The 19136-nt window shown below is 69.0% G+C and carries 19 protein-coding genes; 13 read left to right on the top strand and 6 right to left on the bottom strand.

The genetic code is table 11. The features are described from left to right. From JHW41_RS04120 to JHW41_RS04130, 3 genes are all read left to right on the top strand, one after another. Complete coding sequence (locus JHW41_RS04120; protein WP_250449122.1) at nucleotides 1-780, top strand: ABC transporter permease; 780 nt, start codon at nucleotides 1-3, stop codon at nucleotides 778-780. Then, complete coding sequence (locus JHW41_RS04125) at nucleotides 777-2861, top strand: hypothetical protein (RefSeq protein ID WP_250449123.1); 2085 nt, start codon at nucleotides 777-779, stop codon at nucleotides 2859-2861. The genes JHW41_RS04120 and JHW41_RS04125 overlap by 4 nt, the downstream gene beginning before the upstream one ends. A gap of 321 nt (nucleotides 2862-3182) precedes the next feature. Next, nucleotides 3183-3779 (top strand): chorismate--pyruvate lyase family protein, encoded by a 597-nt coding sequence (locus tag JHW41_RS04130; protein ID WP_250449124.1) that lies wholly within the window; start codon nucleotides 3183-3185, stop codon nucleotides 3777-3779. Here the strand turns inward: JHW41_RS04130 and JHW41_RS04135 are convergent. Further along, nucleotides 3748-3990: a hypothetical protein gene (locus JHW41_RS04135; RefSeq protein ID WP_175429300.1), complete on the bottom strand. Its 243-nt coding sequence runs from the start codon at nucleotides 3988-3990 to the stop codon at nucleotides 3748-3750. The two genes, JHW41_RS04130 and JHW41_RS04135, sit on opposite strands and share 32 nt — an antisense overlap. Between JHW41_RS04135 and JHW41_RS04140 the strand changes: the two genes are divergently transcribed. The 6 genes from JHW41_RS04140 to JHW41_RS04165 are packed head-to-tail and all read left to right on the top strand — an operon-like array spanning nucleotide 3977 to nucleotide 9048. Further along, nucleotides 3977-5125 (top strand): AMP-binding protein, encoded by a 1149-nt coding sequence (locus JHW41_RS04140; protein WP_197414765.1) that lies wholly within the window; start codon nucleotides 3977-3979, stop codon nucleotides 5123-5125. The two genes, JHW41_RS04135 and JHW41_RS04140, sit on opposite strands and share 14 nt — an antisense overlap. Next, the gene (locus JHW41_RS04145; RefSeq protein WP_057949056.1) at nucleotides 5118-5399 is read left to right on the top strand and encodes an acyl carrier protein; all 282 of its coding nucleotides are present in this window, start codon (nucleotides 5118-5120) and stop codon (nucleotides 5397-5399) included. Before JHW41_RS04140 ends, JHW41_RS04145 begins: the two co-directional genes overlap by 8 nt. After that, nucleotides 5399-6748: a coproporphyrinogen-III oxidase family protein gene (locus tag JHW41_RS04150; protein ID WP_250451393.1), complete on the top strand. Its 1350-nt coding sequence runs from the start codon at nucleotides 5399-5401 to the stop codon at nucleotides 6746-6748. The genes JHW41_RS04145 and JHW41_RS04150 overlap by 1 nt, the downstream gene beginning before the upstream one ends. Nucleotides 6749-6755: 7 nt before the next feature. Next, nucleotides 6756-7511: a hypothetical protein gene (locus tag JHW41_RS04155; protein ID WP_250449125.1), complete on the top strand. Its 756-nt coding sequence runs from the start codon at nucleotides 6756-6758 to the stop codon at nucleotides 7509-7511. Next, the gene (locus JHW41_RS04160; protein WP_250449126.1) at nucleotides 7508-8215 is read left to right on the top strand and encodes an SDR family NAD(P)-dependent oxidoreductase; all 708 of its coding nucleotides are present in this window, start codon (nucleotides 7508-7510) and stop codon (nucleotides 8213-8215) included. The genes JHW41_RS04155 and JHW41_RS04160 overlap by 4 nt, the downstream gene beginning before the upstream one ends. After that, nucleotides 8212-9048: a sulfotransferase family protein gene (locus JHW41_RS04165; RefSeq protein WP_250449127.1), complete on the top strand. Its 837-nt coding sequence runs from the start codon at nucleotides 8212-8214 to the stop codon at nucleotides 9046-9048. The genes JHW41_RS04160 and JHW41_RS04165 overlap by 4 nt, the downstream gene beginning before the upstream one ends. Before the next feature lie 53 nt (nucleotides 9049-9101). Here the strand turns inward: JHW41_RS04165 and JHW41_RS04170 are convergent, their stop codons facing one another. The 3 genes from JHW41_RS04170 to JHW41_RS04180 all read right to left on the bottom strand — a co-directional run bounded on the left by JHW41_RS04170 (nucleotide 9102) and on the right by JHW41_RS04180 (nucleotide 12113). Further along, nucleotides 9102-9668 (bottom strand): hypothetical protein, encoded by a 567-nt coding sequence (locus JHW41_RS04170; RefSeq protein WP_250449128.1) that lies wholly within the window; start codon nucleotides 9666-9668, stop codon nucleotides 9102-9104. Between the two features lie 2 nt (nucleotides 9669-9670). Continuing rightward, nucleotides 9671-11434 (bottom strand): S8 family serine peptidase, encoded by a 1764-nt coding sequence (locus JHW41_RS04175; protein ID WP_250449129.1) that lies wholly within the window; start codon nucleotides 11432-11434, stop codon nucleotides 9671-9673. A gap of 142 nt (nucleotides 11435-11576) precedes the next feature. Next, entirely contained in the window at nucleotides 11577-12113 is a 537-nt protein-coding gene (locus JHW41_RS04180; protein WP_250449130.1) for a fimbrial protein, read from the bottom strand. Between the two features lie 333 nt (nucleotides 12114-12446). Between JHW41_RS04180 and JHW41_RS04185 the strand changes: the two genes are divergently transcribed. Continuing rightward, nucleotides 12447-12947: a hypothetical protein gene (locus tag JHW41_RS04185; protein ID WP_250449131.1), complete on the top strand. Its 501-nt coding sequence runs from the start codon at nucleotides 12447-12449 to the stop codon at nucleotides 12945-12947. Between the two features lie 363 nt (nucleotides 12948-13310). Then, on the top strand, nucleotides 13311-14375 hold the full coding sequence (locus JHW41_RS04190; protein ID WP_428995625.1) for a DUF4105 domain-containing protein: 1065 nt from the start codon (nucleotides 13311-13313) through the stop codon (nucleotides 14373-14375). A 9-nt stretch (nucleotides 14376-14384) separates the two neighbouring features. Here the strand turns inward: JHW41_RS04190 and JHW41_RS04195 are convergent, their stop codons facing one another. Then, nucleotides 14385-17213: a type 2 lanthipeptide synthetase LanM family protein gene (locus tag JHW41_RS04195; RefSeq protein WP_250449133.1), complete on the bottom strand. Its 2829-nt coding sequence runs from the start codon at nucleotides 17211-17213 to the stop codon at nucleotides 14385-14387. A gap of 106 nt (nucleotides 17214-17319) precedes the next feature. After that, nucleotides 17320-17517 (bottom strand): DUF6229 family protein, encoded by a 198-nt coding sequence (locus tag JHW41_RS04200; protein ID WP_057949046.1) that lies wholly within the window; start codon nucleotides 17515-17517, stop codon nucleotides 17320-17322. A gap of 343 nt (nucleotides 17518-17860) precedes the next feature. Between JHW41_RS04200 and JHW41_RS04205 the strand changes: the two genes are divergently transcribed. Together JHW41_RS04205 and lepB are read left to right on the top strand one after the other, a co-directional pair. Then, entirely contained in the window at nucleotides 17861-18109 is a 249-nt protein-coding gene (locus JHW41_RS04205; protein ID WP_250449134.1) for a hypothetical protein, read from the top strand. 182 nt (nucleotides 18110-18291) lie between these two features. Further along, a complete protein-coding gene (gene lepB, locus JHW41_RS04210; RefSeq protein ID WP_250449135.1) occupies nucleotides 18292-19077 on the top strand; it encodes a signal peptidase I in 786 nt (261 codons plus the stop codon). The last annotated feature ends 59 nt before the right edge of the window (nucleotides 19078-19136 follow it).

Below are 19136 nucleotides of genomic sequence, written 5' to 3' on the forward strand. Positions count from 1 at the left end.
ATGAGGGTCGGCTCCGAGCTGATCGCGCTGCATTGCATCGTGCGTCGCGAAGTCGTGCGCATTCTGCGGCTTTGGCTGCAGACGCTGGTGCCGCCGGCGGTCTCCACGGCGCTGTACTTCGCGATCTTCGGCAAGCTGATCGGCGACCGCATCGGCAGCGTCGAGGGCGGGGCGAGCTACCTGCACTTCATCACGCCCGGGCTGGTGATGATGTGCGTCATCACCAGCAGCTACGGCACCGCCTCCAGTTCGTTCTTCTTCGTCCGCTTCAACCGCGCGGTGGAGGAGATGCTGGCGTCGCCGATGCGGAACCGGACCATCCTGCTGGGCTACGTCGTCGGCGCCCTGGTGCGCAGCCTGCTGGTGGGCGCGATCGTCGTCGCCATCGCGCTGGCGTTGGCGCCGTCGCTGCCGCTGGCGCATCCGTGGATCGCCGGCCTGTCGGTCCTGCTGGCCGCGACGATCTTCTCGCTGTTGGGGTTCATCAACGCGCTGTACGCGAAGACGCTCGACGACATCGGCCACGTTACCCACTTCGTGCTCACGCCGCTGGCCTACCTGGGCGGCGTGTTCTATCCCATTAGCCTGCTGAAGACGCCCTGGCAGGAGATCGCGCAAGTCAATCCGCTGGCGCACATGATCGGCGCGTTCCGTTACGGCGTGCTCGGCACCGGCGCGCCGGGCGTCGGCGTGTCGATCGCGGTGATGCTGGTCCTGACCCTGGGCCTGTCCGCGCTCGCATTGTTCCTGCTCGGCCGCGGCGTGGGGACGCGCACTTGACCTTCGCGATCGATCCCGGCCTGGTCGCCGCCGCCTACGAGCGGCCGGTGTATCGCGACGACCGCCACGACGTGCGCGTGCGCGACGTGATCGCTCTGCTGCAGGCCGCCGGCATGCGCGTGTTCGTCGTCGGCGGCGCTCCGCGCGACTGGCTGCTCGGCCTGCCCGGGATCGACATCGACCTGTGCGTGGACGCGTCCGTCGACGAGGCGCTGCGGCGGCTGCGCCACGCCTATCCCGACATCGACGGCGTGCGCATGCACAACCAGCGCTTCGGCGTGCTGCGCTGGGGCGATGAGGCCAGCGGCGGCGTGGAGATCAATATCCTGCGCAGCTGCGAGGACATCCGCAACGGCGACATGTGGAGCACTGCCTTCGCCCCGCACGGCGATCTGATCGAGGACGCGCGGATGCGCGACTTCTCGGTCAACGCGTTCTACTACGACTGCCGGGACCAGGCGCTGCTCGATCCATTGGGCTGCGGCGGCGACGACGTGCGCGCCAGGGCGCTGCGGCTGATCGCCGACCGGCGCGTGCTCGACTCCGGCTATCGCATCACCTTCCGCATCCTGCAGTTCCTCGGCCGCGGCTACGCGGCCACCGACAATGTGCGCGCGTATCTGGACGAGCGCGCAGACCGCGACATCCAGGGCATGGGCGCGCGCATCCACACCTGGGTGTCCAATCACTTTCCTTCCGACGACGCGCGGCGCGCCGAGTTCCGGCGATCGCTCTACGCTCACGCGCGACAGCCGGCCTCGCACGCGGTGTTGGACAAGCACTTCCCACGGAGCATGTCCATGGACGGATCGCCCCCGGCCGCGGCCGATGGATTCCGCCGCGCCTTCCGCGCCGGCCTGCGCGACGCCGAGGGCCATCTGCTCGGCGGCACCGAGGTGTTGCACCTGGTGCCGCATCGCGGGCGCCTGTTCGCCTCGCTGTCGTACAAGTTGAACGATTATCGGCCGGGCGATCCCGACACCGGCGCGCAGATCGCCGTGCTCGACCGCGCCGACGGCGACTGGCGACTGGCCCGCGGTTACGAGCGCGTGCATTGGCGCGCGACGCTGGAATCGGTGACTTTCAGCGAGGACGGCCAGGGGCGCAGGCTCGCCGCGCCCGTCGCGCTGCTGCTCGCCGCGCCTTCGGACAGCCGCGGACATGTCTATGTCGACAGTTACGACGACGACAGCGGCCAGTGGACGCGCGCCCACTTGGGCAGCGGCTCGGGCGCGGGCAGCACCCGCAGCTTCTTCGTCCATCGCGACACGGCGACCGGCCAGGAGCGGGTGTTCGCGGGCACCGCGCCGACCGGCATATTCAGCGGCGTCTACGATCCGGGCGTGCCGGGCCGCATCCGCTGGGACGACACGGCGGAACTGTCGGGCCGCACGCGCCGGCCGATGTCGTTCGCGCGATGCAACGGCCAGTTGTACGTCAGCATCAAGCCCGACATCTACCGGCGCATCGACGGCCCGGCGCCGCGCTGGGAAAAGGTCTATACCATCGGCCTGCCGCTGGTCGTTCCCAGCAGCGGTTTTCGCGGGCTCACCACTGTGCCCGATCCGGCCGGACGCGGCGAAGTGCTGTTGGCCGCGCTGGAAGGCGACCTGTGCCGGGTGGTGCGCATCGATCCGAACGACGGCTACCGCGAAACCCTCGAACTGGACGTCATCGATTTCCTGGAGCGCCACTGGGGTGCGCGTCCGACCTACGCGGTGGCCGCCTACGACGACTTCACCCCCGTGCCCGATCCGCGCGGCGGCGCGCCGCGGCTGTTGTGCGGACTGGGCGCGACCTACAGCACGCAACTCGATACCCACCCGGCCGACGCCTGGGTGGGCGACGCGTGGTATCTGGTGCGCGACCCCGACGGCGCGCGTTACACCTTGGGGCGCGTCGACGATCCGGACGCGCCCGCCGTCGCCGATCTCGTCGCCGCGCGCAGCTTCGCCGCGTCGCCGTTCGCGTCGGGCCTGTGGTACGTCGGCGGTTACGACCCCAACGCCAAGCGATGCCGCCAGACCGCTTGGGTGTTTTCGGTATCGACCGAAACCCTGCTCGCTGAACGCACGCGATAACGATTCGGGTCCCGCCGATCCGAGGTTCGCGACGGACGAATTCTCGTTCGGCGAGACCCGCGCGGCCTACCTTGTTCGCAACAACGCGTCGTCGCGGAAGTCTTCAAAGGTTTCGTGATGTCGTTCCTGATCGATGGTGATCGCGATTAGACAGGTGTATTGAATTCCCGCGTTTTCGGTGCCTATAGTCGTCACGTATCTTCAACAAATCGCAGCGCGTCCACCGGCAGGCAAGCCAAGGGACGCGACGGCGTTGCTGGATGCGCACATGCGTTGGCCGCGCTTGCGGCCGATTGGAATTGCTTCTCGACACGGACGTCCATGAACTCCGATTTGCTAGCTCTCCAGCCAGCGCTTTCGGGCGCGGAGCTTGTTTCGCCAGACTCCCGTTCAAGCCCTGTCGATCCGAGCCCTGTCGATCCAAGCCTCGCCGATCCGAGTCTGGTCGAGGCCGTGCCTTCGAAGCGGCTAGCCGAATACCTGGCCCTGCAAGGCTCGACGACCTTCTTCCTGCAAGCCGTCTCCGGCCATCCGGTCGAAGTCGAAGTCCTGCACCAGAGCGTCGAGACGCATCCGAATCGCGGCGACATCCTGCGCCGGCATGCGCGCCTGTACGTGCGCCATGCGCGCAACATCGTGCTGGTCGCCAAATCCGAGATCGCACTGTCGCGGCTCGATCCGGGGCAACGACGGAAACTCATCGAGCGCAGCGAAGGCATCGGCAAACTGCTCGATCCGGGCAATCTCGGCCTGCTCGAAAAGAACGACATCGAAGTCTCGCGCGTACCGGCGCCGCACAGTCTGCAGACCGCATCGGACTGGGCCGTCTCGCGTTACTTCTCGCTGAAGTTCAACGGCGAGTGTTGCGGCGAGATCCGCGAAATCCTCAACAACGAATCGCTGGAGCGCGCACGATGAACGCGGTCGAACGCGCGCGCCGGACCGGGCGCGACTGGACGCAGGCGCTCGCCGACAGCGCCAGCGTGGTGCATCTGGGCGGCGAATCGATTTCGGCGAAGGACTTGTTGGCGCGCGGGCGCGCGGGCTGGCGGGCGCATGCGGCCTGCAGCTTTCCGGCGCTGCGCGGGATCGGCGACGTCGACATGCTGTCGCTGTTGCTGGCCGCCATCGTCGACCGGCGCCCGGTGCTGCTGTGCGCCGCGGACGCGACCCCGCCCGCCGTGTGCGACGGTTCGATCGGCGCCGCGGCCGAGGCGCGCGCGACGGACGCGCCGGGCGAACGCGCGTCCGCGACCGGCGAACGCGAGCGGTGCCCGGACGGATTGGCGGTGCTGTCCTCGGGCACGCTCGGAACTCCGAAAACCATCTGGCACGACCCGCGCGACCTGCTCGCGACCGCGGCGCTGGTGATGCGGCGGCTGGCGCTCGGCGCGGACGACCGCGTGCTGGTCACCGTGCCCCTGCACCATATGTATGGCCTCGGCGCGGCGTTGATCCCCGCGCTGCTGGCCGGAGCGCAGGTGCATCTGCTGCCGAAGGCCAACCTGCTCAGCTTCAACGACGCGCTGCGCGCGGCCGCGCCGAGCTGGGTGTACTCGACGCCGCATCTGCTGCGCACGCTGGTGCAGCGCAAGCAAACCGCTATCTCGCCGCCCTGCAGCCTGGTGCTCGCGGGCGACGGCATTCCGGAGCCGCTGCGCGCGCAGGCGCAATTGGTGTTCCAGCGCGTCTTCGACCTGTATGGAAGTTCCGAACTGGGCGTGATCGCGATTTCCGGCCCCAACCAACCGCGCGCGCTGCATCCGCTCGATGGCGTGCGCGCGTTCGCGGCCGAAGCGGGCGCCGCACAGACCCGGCTGCTGGTGCGCCATCCGCACGCGGCCACGCATATCGCCCAGACCGACGCGCCCATCGCCCTGCCGCAGGCATGGGACACCGGCGACATCGCGATCTTCCATCACGAAGGCGGCTTCGCGATCCAGGGGCGGGCCGACCTCAGCCTCAATCGAGCGGGAAAGCTTCTGGTTCTGGCCGATCTGGAGCGCGCGATCATGGCCTGGCCCGGCGTCGATCTCGCCGTGGCGATCGCGCTCGACGAAGACAGCGCCGCCGGCAAGGCCATCGCCGTGGTGATCCAACCCTCGTCGCCGGCGCTGACCGTCGACGCCCTCAAGCGGCATGCGGCGGACACGCTGCCGGTCTTCGCGCGGCCGGACCGCTACGCGCTCGCCGCCGAGCTCCCGCGTCTGAGCAGCGGCAAACCCGACCGCAACACCATCACCAAGGACTACCGCCATGGATAAATCCCGGGTCATCGACATCCTCAAGCAGATCATCGCCGAGGATCTCGACCTCAACATCGGCTACGACCAGGTCGACGACGCGGCCTCGTTCCTGGAGGACGGCCTGGCGCTCGACTCGATCAGCATGGCCGAGTTCATCAACCTGCTCGAACGCCGGTTCCAGATCCGCATCCTCGACGAGGACCTGGAGTCGGCGACGTTCCAGTCGCTCGACAACGTGGCCGCGCTGGTGCAGAAGCGGCTGGCCGAGAGCGCCTGCGAGGTCGGCGCGTGATGGAACCGCTCAAGATATCGCTGGTCGGCGACGCCCCGCCGCCGCTGGCCGAAGCGCCGGCGGACTATCGCGGCGAAACGCCCAACCGCAACGGATTCGTCGTCGCCTGGCCGCCGCAACGCTACTGGAAGTCCGCGAGCGAAACCGACCTGACCTCCGAGAAGCCGTTGCACCTGTATTTCCATATTCCGTACTGCCTGCAGCGCTGCCGCTACTGCTTCTACAAGATCGAGATACTGTCCGACTCCTCGCATGCGCAGCGCGAGCGCTACGTCAGCGCGCTGTGCCGGGAAATCGAGCTGGTCGCCGACGCGCACCGGCTGCGCGGGCGCGCGGTGCGGTCGATCTACTTCGGCGGCGGCACGCCCAGCGTGATTCCGCCGGAGCAGCTGGCGCGGATCAAGCGGACCATCGAGCGATGCTTTCGCCTGAAAGATCCCGAGTTCGTGTTCGAGATCGAACCGATCACGCTCAACAACCGGATGATCGACGGCCTCGCGAACCTCGGCGTCAACCGCATCAGCTTCGGCATCCAGTCCTTCGACGACCGTGTCGTCGCGCTGACCGGCCGCCACGACACCGACGAGAAGAACTCGCGGGCGATCGAGCGCGCGCTGCAGACCGGCGCGGTGGTCAACGTCGACCTGCTGGCCGGGCTCGAAGGCGAGACGATGGACAGCTGGCAGCATTCGATCAACCGCGCCATCGCGCTGGGCGTGCATGCGGTCACCGTCTACAAGATGGAGCTGTACTCCAACGCGCACTACATGAGCGAGATCCGCCAGGGCAAGCTCTCGCTGCCGAGCGAGGACGAGGAACTGGCGTTCGCGCGCTGGGGCCTGGACCGCCTGCGCGACAACGGCTATGCGCCGTCCACCTATTTCACCTTCACCCGCGAAGGGAAGTACCCGCAGCACCACATCATCAGCCGCTGGCGCGGCGAGGACCTGTACGGCTTCGGCGCCTCCGCGTTCGGCACCGTGGCCGGGCATGCGCGCCAGAACGTCAGCGAGATCGACGTCTACCTCGAACGCGTCGAGAGCGGCCGCATTCCGACCCAGCGCGTGCTGGAACTCAGCAGCGCCGACCACATGATGCGCGACCTGGTCATGGGCCTGAAGACGACCGTGATCGATCTCGACGAGTACCGTCGCCGGCACGGCCTGCGCCTGGATCACGCGCTGGCCGACGAGATCGCGCACCTGTCGCGCGAAGGCCTGGTCGCGGTCGAGGACGGCCGTCTTCGCCTGACCGACGAAGGCATCGTCTACGGCGACTACAGCGGCCGCTACCTCGGCGCCGGGCTGCGGCGGGTGTTCACCGGCGATACCAAGCCGCTGAGGGCCTGACGACCGCATGCTGATCACTCCGGATTTCGTCTTCATCCACATGCCCAAGACGGGCGGCACCTTCATCGTCAGGATGCTGCAGAAGGTTTACGGCGACGCGGCGCTGGAAACGGGCCGCAAGCACGCCACCTGCGATGAGATCCCCGAGGCCGAGCGCGGCAAGCCGATCGTGTCGGTGATGCGCTCGCCGTTCGACCGCTACGTGTCGCAGTATCACTACGGCTGGTGGCGGACGCAGCCGCAGGAATACTGCGATCCCGCCGCGATCCGCGAGGATTTCCCGCGCTATCCGGATGTCGGCTTCGCCGACTTCGTGAAGATCGCCAACCGGTTCTTCGTCAACGTCCACCGCGGCGTCGCCACCGGCTACGAAACGCCGCGCTTGCCGCCGGCGCTGGCGCCGGGCTGGCACACCGAGCAGTTCGTGCGCTTCTACTGCCGCGACTCCCGCCAGGCCTTCGCCGGCCTCACCGAACAAGTGCTGCAACGCGGCCGCGCGGAACCGTACGAATATCCGGTCGAGTTTCTGAAGACGGAAACCTTGAACGACGGCCTGGCCGACCTGCTCGCCCGCTTCGGGGTCGGTGCCGCGCAGGCGGAGGCGGTACGCATGCATGAACGGGTGCTGCCCGAACAGGCGCACGAGACCCGCGAGCGCGCCGATGCCGACGACTACTTCGACGAAGCGCTGCGCGATTTCGTCCTGCGCAAGGAAAGTTTCCTTTTCAATCGTTTCCCCGAGTACCGGGCGGTGACCGCATGACCGACGCCAACGACGACACCCGCATCGCCCTGGTCACCGGCGGCAATCGCGGCATCGGCCTGGCCGTGTGCGAAGGCTTCGCGCGGCGCGGCGTCCGGGTGTACATGGGCTGCCGCGACCTCGACGAAGGGCGCGCGGCGATCAAGCGCCGCGGGCTCGCCGGCGTCGAGCCGATCCGGCTGGACGTGTGCAGCGACGCGTCGATGACCGCGGCGGTCGGCGCCATCGCCGAGGCGCACGGCCACCTCGATCTGCTCGTCAACAACGCCGGCATGTCCGTAGGCGTGCGCGACAAGCCCAGCGATGAGAGCCTGGCGCAGGCCCGGGCGACCTTCGACGTCAATTTCTTCGGCCCCTGGCGCCTGAGCCAGTTGGCGCTGCCGCTGATGCGCGGCCGGCCGCAGGCCCACATCATCAATGTCTCCAGCGGACACGGCAGTTCCACCCGGATCGAAGGCAACAACCTGGGCTATCGCAGTTCCAAGTCGGCATTGAACGTGCTGACCCAGGCGATGGCGGCGGAACTCGCCGACAGCGGCATCCGCGTCAACTGCATGACTCCTGGCTGGGTGCGCACGAAACTGGGCGGCATCGCCGCGCCGCGCTCGCCGGAGGAAGGCGCCGACACGATCCTGTGGCTCGCGCTCGACGGCGGCGGCGAGACCGGACGGTTCTACAAGGACAAGGCGCTGTTCCCGTGGTGAACTCGCCCAATCTGTTCGTCGTCGGCGCGCCGCGCTGCGGAACGACCTCGCTGTTCGCCGCGTTGAAGCAGCACCCGGACGTGTACGCCTCGGTGCTGAAGGAGCCGCATTTCCACGCGCCGGACCTGCCCGCGCAGCCGCATACGGTGTCCGATCCCGACGACTATGCGCGGCTGTTCGCCGCGGCCGGCGATCAGCGGATTCGCGCCGAAGCCTCGGTCTGGTACTTGTACAGCCGCGAAGCGCCGGTGCGGATCGCGCGGCACCATCCGGACGCGCGCATCGTGGTGTTGCTGCGCAACCCCGCGGACATGGCGATCAGCCTGTACGAGCTGTACCTGCGCACCGGCAACGAAGCCGAGACCGATCCGGAATCGGCCTTGTTGCGCGCCGGGCAGACCCGCTTCGCCACGAGCTATTTCCCGTTCGGCCTGCATTACCTGCAGCTGATGGACTTCGCCACGCCGCTGGCGCGCTGGCGCGCATGCTTCCCCGGCGAGCGCATGCGCGTGGCGCTGTTCGACGAGTTCTATCGCGCGCCGGAAGCCGGCTTTCGCGACCTCGCGCAGTGGCTGGGGATCGACCCCGATGCCGCGGTCAGCTTCGATGCCCGGCGCGCGCGCGAAGCCGTGCGCATGACGGCGATGAAGCAGTTGCGCGAGCTGCCGGAACACCTGCGCCGCAAGCTCAATCCCGCCGCCTCGCGCCTGCACTCCGGCAAGGCGTCGATGGCGATTCCGGCAACGCTGCGCGCGCGCTTGCGCGAGCATGCCCGCGAAGTCAACGCCGGTTTCGCGGCGGCCGCCGCGCGGCCCTGGCCGCAGGCCTGGTAGCGGCCGGCGATCGCCCCCGCCGGAACAGCGTCCGGCGGGGGCGGGCAACGCGGTCAGTAGAGAACGAATTCCTCGCGGATCAGGCGCGGCGAGGCGCTCTTGACGCCGGCGATGGCGGACAGCTTCTGCATCGCCTGCAACGCCTGCGCGACGCTGGCGTACTCGATCACGCCGTTGCCGCCGAGCGCGGAGGAGTACTTCAGCTTTCCGCCGGTGTCGCGCACCGCCTCGTTCAGCGCGCCGATGTGGCTGACATAGACGTCCAGCGACGAGGTCACCACGACCGGCACGCCGCTGTCGGACATCGCCACGGCCATGCGCGCATCGCCGCCGGTGGCGACGGCGGCGGCCGACTTCGCCGCTCCCAGTTTGACGGTGTACTTGCCGATCGCCGGCTGCTGGCGCGCATTGGCCTTGCCGATGGCCGGGGTCGCCTGGGCCTTGGCGGCGGACGGTTCGAGTACGGCATCGGGCACGACGCGAAAGCGCATCTGGCCGACGGTGAACGATTCGCCGGTGGCCGATTGCTGCAGGGCCTTGGCCGTCGGCAGGGTCTGGGCGATGGCCGGCGCGGCCAGCATCGCGCCCAACAACGACAGATAGAGGATGGAGTTCTTCATGATCAATGCCCCAGAACGCGGATTTTGAAGGATTGGAGCGCGCCCTTGGAGGCCGCGTCGGCGAGCGGAACGTCCGCGACCTCCAGGGTCCAGACCCCTTGGCCCGGCTCGTCGAGGAAGGCGTTGCTGGCGATGAACGGGATCGAATAGCCCGGCGAGAAAAGATCGCCGGAGCCGTAGCTCATGGCCGGCATCACGTGGCTGCGCGTGCCGCTCGGCGAGATCAGCACGAACTGCAAGGGCAGCGGCGCGCCGCTGGTGATGGCGTAGTCGGTCGTCCAACCCAGCTGGATGCTCTCCACCTTGCGCACCGCGCTGGCGATGGAAATCTTCAGCGTCGCCGGCGCCGCGGGCGAGCCGATGGCCGGCGCGCTGGCCGGCTGCACCTGCTGCCAGCCGCTGTCGACGAGCGCGGGCAGCGGCTTGAACGTCCCCGCCCTGGTCACCGCGGCGGTCGCATCCACCAGACCGTAGCCGTACCAGTTGCTGAAGGGGCGTCCGGCAGCATTGGTGACCCAGCCGGGCACCAGCAAGGTCCCGTTGGGATGCTTGACCGCGGGCTGGCCCGGATCGACCTTGCGCGCGGTGGCCGCCAGGATGTACTTCACATCGCGGAAGCTCAGCTTGGGATTGGCCTGCAGCACCAGCGCGGTCACGCCGGCGACGGTCGGCGAGGCGGCCGAGGTGCCGTTCATCATGCCGGTGTAGTTGCAGCTGTCGTCGATGGTCGACTGAGCCGAATCCAGGTCGTTGACCCGTTCCAGGTTCCACGCGTTCTTGGGCAAGTAGTTGTTGAAGCCCTTCGCGCAGCCGGTCAGGTCGGTGGTGACGATGGCCGGATCGACGCGGGTCGCGCCGGCGACGTTGGAGTACTTGCGCTGGTGGCCGTACTCGCCGCCGAGCCCGGACACCCACAGCGCGGCGCCGGGCGACGAGTAGCTGGAGCGCTTGCCGGCCGCATTGACCGCGGCCACGGTGATCACGTTGAATAGGTTGTTGCGCTGGTCCAGGCCGGTCTGGCTGCAGCCGACGTTGTAATCGATGACGTCCTGGCCGCACATGTTGAATCCGAAGAAGGGCACGCTGGCGTAGCCGTTGCCCGCGGCCTTGACGTAGACCGTGCCCAATCCGTTGCGGGTGGCCGACATCGGACGCTCGTACGCCGCGACCTGGTCCTGGGTGAGGCCGAGCACGAACGCCGGCGAGCCGCCCCAGCTGTTGTTGGACACGGCCACGTCCTTGGATTCGGCGCCGTCCCACCACGAGTAGACGATCTTGTCCTCCGACAGGCCGCCGGATTCGCCGAAGCCGTTGAAGCTCTTGAGCCTCGCCGCCGGCGCCACGCCGCGCACGCCGATGCCGTTCCAGCCGACCGCGCCGATGATGCCGGCCACGGCGGTGCCGTGCGAGCCGCCGGGACTGGTCGGGGTCGGATCGTGCAGCGGGCGGCCGGGATCGAAGTTCCTGGAACCGTTCGGGACCATGTTGGCCGCGAGGTCCGGATGGGCGATTTCCACGCCTTCGTCGAGCACCCCGACGACCACGCCCTTGCCGCGGACGTTGTAGTCGTGCAGGTCGTCGATGCCCAGGTCGACCGCGAACGCCGGCTTGGAATCGCCGAGCACGCTCTGGCCGTAATTCATCAGATGCCACTGGTAGCGATACAGCGGATCGCCCTGCTGCGCCTGCGCCTGCGCGGCGCCGCTGCAGGCGATGGCCAGCAAGGCCAGGCTCAGCGTGGTTTTCTTATCGATAGGGTGTCGCATGCCGCCAACTCCTTGAAAATGTCATGAGAGATGTCGCGAACGCGCTGTGCCTTTCGCATCCGCGGCCTTCGCCGCGGACGCGCGGTCCGCGCGTGCGGATCGCTGGAACGGGTTCAGCCGCGGCGACGCATCGCCGGACGTGTCACTGGTAGATCATGGTGAAGGTGACGCTGCTGTTCGCCGAGCCGGCGCTGGCGGCGCCGGTGGCGTAGTACTGCGCGTAATAGCGCAGCGCGGCGCCGCCGGTCTCGACCGCGACCTGCTGGCTGTTCTGCAGCGCCAGCGGGTTGCCGAGCAGCACCTGCGAGAAGTCGGCGTTGAGCACCTGCAGCTCGACGTTGGCGGCGGTGCCGGTGCCGCCTTCCAGGGTCAGGTTGTTGTTGCTGGTGTTGATGGTCGGACCCGGCTCGAAGAAGGTCTGGACCAGCGTGGTGCTGGCGTCGCAATCGGCGACGCGGATGATGAAGGGCGTGCGGCCGGCGACTTCGCCGGCGGCCGACAGCGCCGATACCGCCACCGCGGGCAGCTTGACCCGGATGTCGGCCGGCGACGGCCCGTTGGTGAGCACGCAGGTCGGCGCGATCACCGAGCCTTCGAAGTGGATCGTACCGTCGTACGCCGACGCCGCCGAAGAGGCCGCCAGCAGCGCAACGCCTGCGAGCACAGGGAACAGTTTCATCGAATGATCTCCGTTTCCAACGAATATGAATGGCTTGCGCCTGAAGGAAGCCGCTTCCCCCTCGCTTAGAAACGCGTTGCTTGGATGCTCCCCCCACCTCCGCTTTCGCCCGCGACAGCGGCCTGCGCATTTTTCGTTCCGCGCACTCACCCGCAGGCAACGTAACGTGCGCATACGAACTGATTATCAGGCATGGATTTTGCTCATCGTGGATGCGCGCCGGCCGACGGATTCATGGCGTCGGCGACCGGTGCCCGTGCACCGGGCGCGACAACGCCGATGCCTGCGGCGGTCGCGCGGCGCATACGATCTCGCGGTGCAACATCGATGCGCATGCATCTGGAGAACTGCGAGGAAACACACAGTTCAAATACAACGCCCATCGCCTGCGCTCGGACACCGCGCGAAATATCGGGTATCGATACATCCGAGCGATTGCATCGGGTTGCGCTTCACGCATTGCGTCGGCAGCCCGGAGCGCCGAAGCCGGAAGCGGGCAGAACCGCTGGATGTCCGTTCCCGTCGTGCGGCCGCGAGCCGCAGGCTGCGCATTCGCCGGTGGGCGAGCGCGATTCCAGCGACATCACGTCATGGAGTAAACAGTTCATGCATCGAACGACGATGAAAGTAATGGCCGCCGCACTGTTCGCGATCGGTGTGGCGATCGGCGGCGTTGCCAGCGCGGAGCCCGTGCCGGGGCAGAGCTGCAGCCCCAACGGAAAATCGGAAACCGCCGTCCACGGCAATTGGCGCTACTACTACCGGTGTACGGGCAACAAGTGGATCCTGGAAAAGGTCTGCCCGATCGGCGGCGGCATCTGCTACGCGCCGTAACCGCTACGGCCGGCTGCGGCCGCAATGCGCATGAGTCCGTCCATCGGCGGTGCGCGGTGTACCCCTGACACCGTCCCTTCGCCGATGAGGCCATGCGTTCTCGAAAGCGTCCCGCGTCTGCGCGGGGCGCTTTCGATCCCGGCGGACGCGGGCGCGCGCCGCGGCGATTCGCGCGGAGGGTTGCTTGTCCGGCCTGCGCGAGGGGAACAGGAACGATCGCTCACATTGCCGCGCAAGACGCGGCCGGCCGAACGGCCGACTCGGACACCGGACCGGCGCGGCATGCCGTCGGCTCGGCCGCCGGCGTAAAGTAGCGGACCGGATTCGCCCGCACGCAAGGAGTCGGCCATGCCCGCTGAAGATATCCCGCCGGCGCCCAGCGCGGGCAGGCGGTGGCTGCGCATCGCAGCAGTGGGACTGGCGGCGTTGGCGATCCTCGCGGTCGCGGCCTGGGGCGCGGGACTGATCGCGTTCCAGTTCCCGGGCGCGGCGCTGCTTCGCAACGGCCTCATCGTGTTGTGGTGCCTGCTCGGCGTGGCCGCCTGCGTGGCCTTGCCGTGGCGGCACCGCGGTGCGGCGCGGCGGCCGGCGCTGATCGCGTTCGCGGCCGGCTTCGCCGCGTTGCTGGCCTGGTGGTCCGCGATCGCGCCCTCGCAGGACCGCGACTGGGCCGACGACGTCGCCCGCCAGTTCGATGCCCAGGTGCGCGGCGACCGCGTGGTGCTGCACAACGTGCGCAATTTCCAATGGCGCAGCGAAAGCGACTACACGCCGCGCTGGGAGACCCGCGAATACGATCTCTCGCGCCTGTCCTCGGCCGACCTCGTGCTGTCGTACTGGATGGGGCCGGACATCGCCCACACGCTGGTGTCGTTCGGCTTCGACGACGGCCAGCGGCTGGTGTTCTCGCTGGAGATCCGCAAGCAGCGCGGCGAAAGCTTCTCCGCGCTGGGCGGCTTCTTCCGCCGCTTCGAGCAGGTGCTGGTGGCCGCCGACGAGCGCGACATCGTGCGCACCCGCAGCAACGCGCGCGGCGAGGACGTGTACCTGTATCGGCTGAACGTTCCGCCGCGAACGCTGCGGCCGATGTTCCTGGGTTTCCTCGCCAAGGCCGACGCGCTGCGGCGCGCGCCGTCCTTCTACAACACCCTGACCAGCAACTGCACCACGGTGGTGTTCGAGATCGCCCGCCACGTCGTCCCGGACCTGCCGCTGGACTATCGCTTGCTGGCGGCCGGCCACTTCGCCGAATACGTCTACGACCAGGGCGGGCTGACGCCGGGATACAGCTATGCGCAATTGCACGAGCGCGGCTACGTCAATCCGCGCGCCCGTTCGATCCCGGCCGACGCGGCGGACGCGGACGCTTATTCGCGCGCGATCCGGCGCGGCGTGCCGGGGATTGCGGCTGCCGAAACGGCGCCTTGAGGCCCGGCCTCAGCCGCACTCCAGCAGCAGCGGCGACATCGACCGGCCGTGCGGGTGCATGCCGGCGAGGCCGTGGATCGCGCCGGCCAGCCCGGTCATCAGGCCGGGAGTGAAGGCTTCGCGGGTCATGCCGCCGACCATGCCGTGGTGCTCTTCCATCGCCGAGACGATCTGCGCGGTCGCGTCGGCGCCGTCGTCCGCCGGCATGTCCGGATCGAGCGCCGCGGCGCGGGCCAGCAGCTCCCACAGCGAGAAGTCGCCGTGGCAAAGCGTGTGCGAGAGCCCCCAATGGCCGCGCGACGCGGCGACGGCGCGGCGCAGGTCGCGCAGGTGCCGCGGCGTCCTGGTGCGCGCGTAGAGATCGGCCGCGGCCAGGCCGATGCCGACGCTGCCGCCGCACCAGGTATGGATGTCGGCGCGGCCGGAGGCGGGTTCGCGCCAGTTGCCGGCGGCTGCGTCGAACGCGCGGTCCTGGAACGCGAAGCCGGCCGCAGCCAGCGCGTTCCAGCGTTCGCGGTCCGCGGCGCTGCCGGCGCCGGCGAGCGCCAGCCGGGTCAGCGCCCAGGCGATGCCCGCGGCGCCGTGGGCGAAGCCGGCGACCGGCTCGGCGAACGCCGCCGCGGGCCAGCGCGCGCCGCGCTCGTCGACGATGGCGGTCGCCTCCAGATGCCGGCCCGCGCGCGCCGCCAGTTCCAGCCAGCGCGGATCGCCGCTGCGTTCGGCGAGCCCGAGCAGCGGCACGATCGCGCCGCTGCTGCCGTCGATGAGGTCGAGCGAACGGTCGGCGTCGAAACCTTCGGCCTCGAGCTTGCCGGCGTAGACCAGCGCGTGCTCGAGCAGGTCGGGGCGTTGCAGCAGATCGTGCAGCCGCAGCCACGACCAGATGCGGCTGCCGTAACCGCTGAAGCCGCCGGCGCTGTCCAGGCGTTCGGCGGTCATCCGCGCGAGCACGCGCAGCGCGCCGTCGATGGCGTCGTCGACGCCGGCGACGGGGTCGGCGCGGCCGTGCGCGACCTCGCGGCGGTAGCCGGCCAGCGCGACGGCGACGCCGCCGAGTCCGGAATAGAGGTCCGATTGCAGCGGATGCACGTGCCAGCCGGTGCTGCTCGCGCCCGGGGTGATCCAGGTCGCGGAGCGGTCCTCGCCGTACACCGCCAGGCCCAGCAGGCGCTGGACCGCCTGCGCGGCCAGCGCGCGCCGGCGCGGTTCGAGGTCTTCGGCGTGCGGCCGGCGCGCGCCGTAGCGCGGCTGCCCGTCGTCCGGCGGCGCGTTCGCGGACGCGTTGGCGCGATGGTTCAGCTCGGTCACCACCAGCGCGCTGCGGATCGTCATTTCTTCCAGATCCACGCGCATCGCGCGCCAACTGCCGAGCGCCGCATCGACCCGCTCGGGCGTCAATGCGGAGGCGAATACCGGGATGTCGGCGTGCAGCAGGTCGTCGATTTCGCGGTCGATCTCGTGCATCGACGACGGCGCGGCGGGCATGACCGCGGCGTTGCGCACGAACAGGTCGCGGGCGCGTTCGACCGCCTTGGCTTGGTCGTGCAGCGACGCCGGATGCCAGAGCATGCGGCCGATCTCGAAGTAGGCCTTGGTGGCGCGGCGGATGTCGCGCACGCCGCAGCCGACGAATCCGCGCATGAGCGGCGCGAGCGCCGCTTGCGCGTCGAGTTCGCGCAGGCGCGCGCTGGTTTCCAGGAACGCATCGCTGATGCCGTCCCAGTAGCGCGACAGCTCGGGCCGCGGGCTCGGGTGGTTCTGCGCCGGGCTGACATCGACGCTGATGATTTCCAGGTGCGCGTCGGTGGTGCCCTCGCGCGCGATCACCGGCGCCAGCACGCGCGGCTGCTCGCCGGGCAGGGCGCCGGCGGCGGACAGGTCGACCTTGTCGAAGCCGAGCGTCGGCGCGCGCGAAGGCACGATGCCGGTGCGCAGCACCGAGGTGCGGATCAGCTCGCGCGCGAGGTCGTGGGCGTCGCCGTATCCCGACGGCGCCGTGCCATGGGCCGTTGCGAACAGGCTTTCGACGTCGACCACCACCGGCGTCGGGCCGACGGCGATCAGGTTTTCCAGATGGATGTCGGTGCCGCCGAGCAGGCGCAGCACCGCCAGCCACTGGCCCAGGCCGCGGTAGAAACGGCGCAGTTCGTCGTCGCCGTCGCAATAGCGGTGGGCGACATGCGCGGCCCAGCCGTAGTCGCCGCGGTCGATCACCGCGGGCACGCGGATGCGTTGCGGATCGGACGGAAACAAATGTTCGAGAAACCCGTCGAGCGCCGCGTCGATGCGCAGCGAGCGCGGTTTGTACATGACCTGGCCGCCTGCGAACGACAGCCGCGCCACCGCTTGCCCGTGCGCGTGCAGATCGCCCAGGCCGAGCGAGATTCCGGTCAGCCGTCCGGCGGGGCGGCCGAACAGCGCCGCCAGCGATTCGCGGTCGCGCGCCAGGCGCCCGATCAAGGTCGCCGTTCCGCCGCATTGTTCGTCCAGCACCCGCGTCAGCCGCGCGCGCAGGTTCGGGTAGCGGCGGTCGAGGTGGCGGCCGAAGTCGTCGTGCCGGCAGCGGTCGACGAACCGCTCGAAACGCGCGGCATCGTCGCCGTCGCCGAGTTCGCCGGCGCTCTTGGCCGCATACAACTCCAGCAGCAGCACGCGGTTGAGCTTGAGGCGCGCGTTTCCGTGCAGCGCCTCGACCGCGGCGGCGTGGATGCGCGCGGCCTCTTCGCCGTCGATGGCCGGCGACAGCTGCGCCAGGGTCGCGGCGAGCCGCGCGCGCGCGGCGGCGCAGAAATGTTCGACGATCGGCGCGAAGCCGCCAGCGGAGCCTGCATCGGTCATCGTGTCGTCCATGAGCGGGAGCGCCCGCGCCGCGCCGGCGCGAGGGCCCGGGATTGCCGGGCGGCGCGCAGCCAGGCTCGGCTGCGCGCCGTTGTCGCGGAGAAACTCAGGCGCAGAAGCAGCAGGCGGCGCCGATGCAGGTGATCGCGGTGCGGGTCGAGAACATATTGGCTTCGTTCGGGGACGTCAGCGCGTCCTCGGTCGCCGCGGCGCCTTCGATGTACAGCGGGCCGGCGGGATTGCTGAGGCCGTCGACGCTGTCCGCGCCGTTGAGCCAGTCGGACACATGGTCGTCGTTTTGCATGTCGCCACTCCTTCGGTTGTGGTATCGGAAAAGCCCGGCGGACGGAGGCTGTCCAACACGCACACAGCGCTTCCTTGCCGGACATCGGTCTGCGACTTCCTTGAGCATCGCGGCGCTTTCGCGCGGTTGCGGACGCATCGTCCGATCCGGGAAAACGCCGCGTCCGCATCCTCGCGCAGGTCGAAAGCGTTTGTCCATAAATGGTGCGGCGCGGCAAGAAAACTTACAGTGCGTTCGCGCCGAAGCGGCGGAAAACTGTGATCGCTATGCACCCGCGCGGTATCGTCAAGGACGGCGACGGCCGCGGACCGCGCCGCAGCAATGGATCGATGAGGGCGATGCGATGAGCGAAGTGTTCGTGCTGCAACATCTGTACCGCGCCTGCGACGGCGACGAAGAATCCAAGCTGCTCGGCGTCTACAGTTCGCGGCAGCTCGCGCATCGCGCCGCGCAGCGCTTCGGCCGGCAGCCGGGTTTCCGCGAATACGCTGAGATCGTGAGCGACGGCGACGGCGACGGTTTCTACATCCAGGCCTATCGGCTGGATCAGGACTCGGACGGCGGCTGGAGCGAAGGCTTCGTGCGCGAATGAAACCGGCGCCGATGGCCGCCGCAGCGCGATTTTTGCGTGGCGCGCGCGAGCCTGTACGAGGTCGCGCCGACCGTGACTTGTGGCAGGCGTCGCCCGGCGCGAACGGCGCACACTCGCCAGGACGCCGACCGCCGCGCGCGGCGGCGGCAGGATGCCAAAGTCCGACGACCATGGAGTAATCGATGCGCTGGTTCGAAATCGCGCTGGTTTCGCTCACCGCCTTCACCGGGCTGGTGTGGCTGCTCGACAAGCACTGGCTGGCCAAGCGCCGCGCCGCGCGCGCGGGCCTGCTCGACGAAGGCGAAGAGCCCTGGGTCGTGGATTACTCCAAGGCGTTCTTCCCGGTGCTGCTGGTGGTGCTGGTGCTGCGCAGCTTCGTCGCCGAGCCGTTCCGGATTCCGTCGAATTCGATGATGCCGACCCTGCTGACCGGCGATTTCGTGCTGACCAACAAGTTCGTCTACGGCCTGCGCCTGCCGATCAGCAACACCAAGGTGCTGCCGCTGGGCGCGCCCGAGCGCGGCGACGTGGTGGTGTTCCACTCGGTGCAGCGCGCCGACGTCAACCTGATCAAGCGCGTGGTTGGGCTGCCCGGCGACCGGGTCGAGTACCGCGACGGGCGGCTGACCATCAACGGCGCCGCGGTGGCGTACCAGTCCGTCGGCGTCTACACCGGCCACGGCAGCGGCGCGGAGGCGACCGGCGCGCAGGAACTGAGCGAAACGCTGGGCCGGCATGTCCATCGCGTGCTGCTGCGCCGCGACCTGCCGCAGCCGCTGCTCGCCGAAGGCGAGTGGACGGTGCCGGCGGGGCAGTACTTCGTCATGGGCGACAATCGCGACAACAGCGAGGACAGCCGCTATTGGGGCTTCCTGCCCGAACGCAATCTGGTCGGGCGCGCGTTCCTGGTGTGGCTCAATTTCGACGACGGGTTCGACTTCGAGCGGATCGGCACCTCGATTCCGTGAGCGTGCGACGCACCCCAAAGTCATGACTTGCGGCAGTGAGCGGGGCCGACGATCGGGCG

The sequence above is a fragment of the Lysobacter enzymogenes genome, from assembly GCF_023617245.1.
GTDB classification, from domain to species: Bacteria; Pseudomonadota; Gammaproteobacteria; order Xanthomonadales; family Xanthomonadaceae; genus Lysobacter; species Lysobacter yananisis.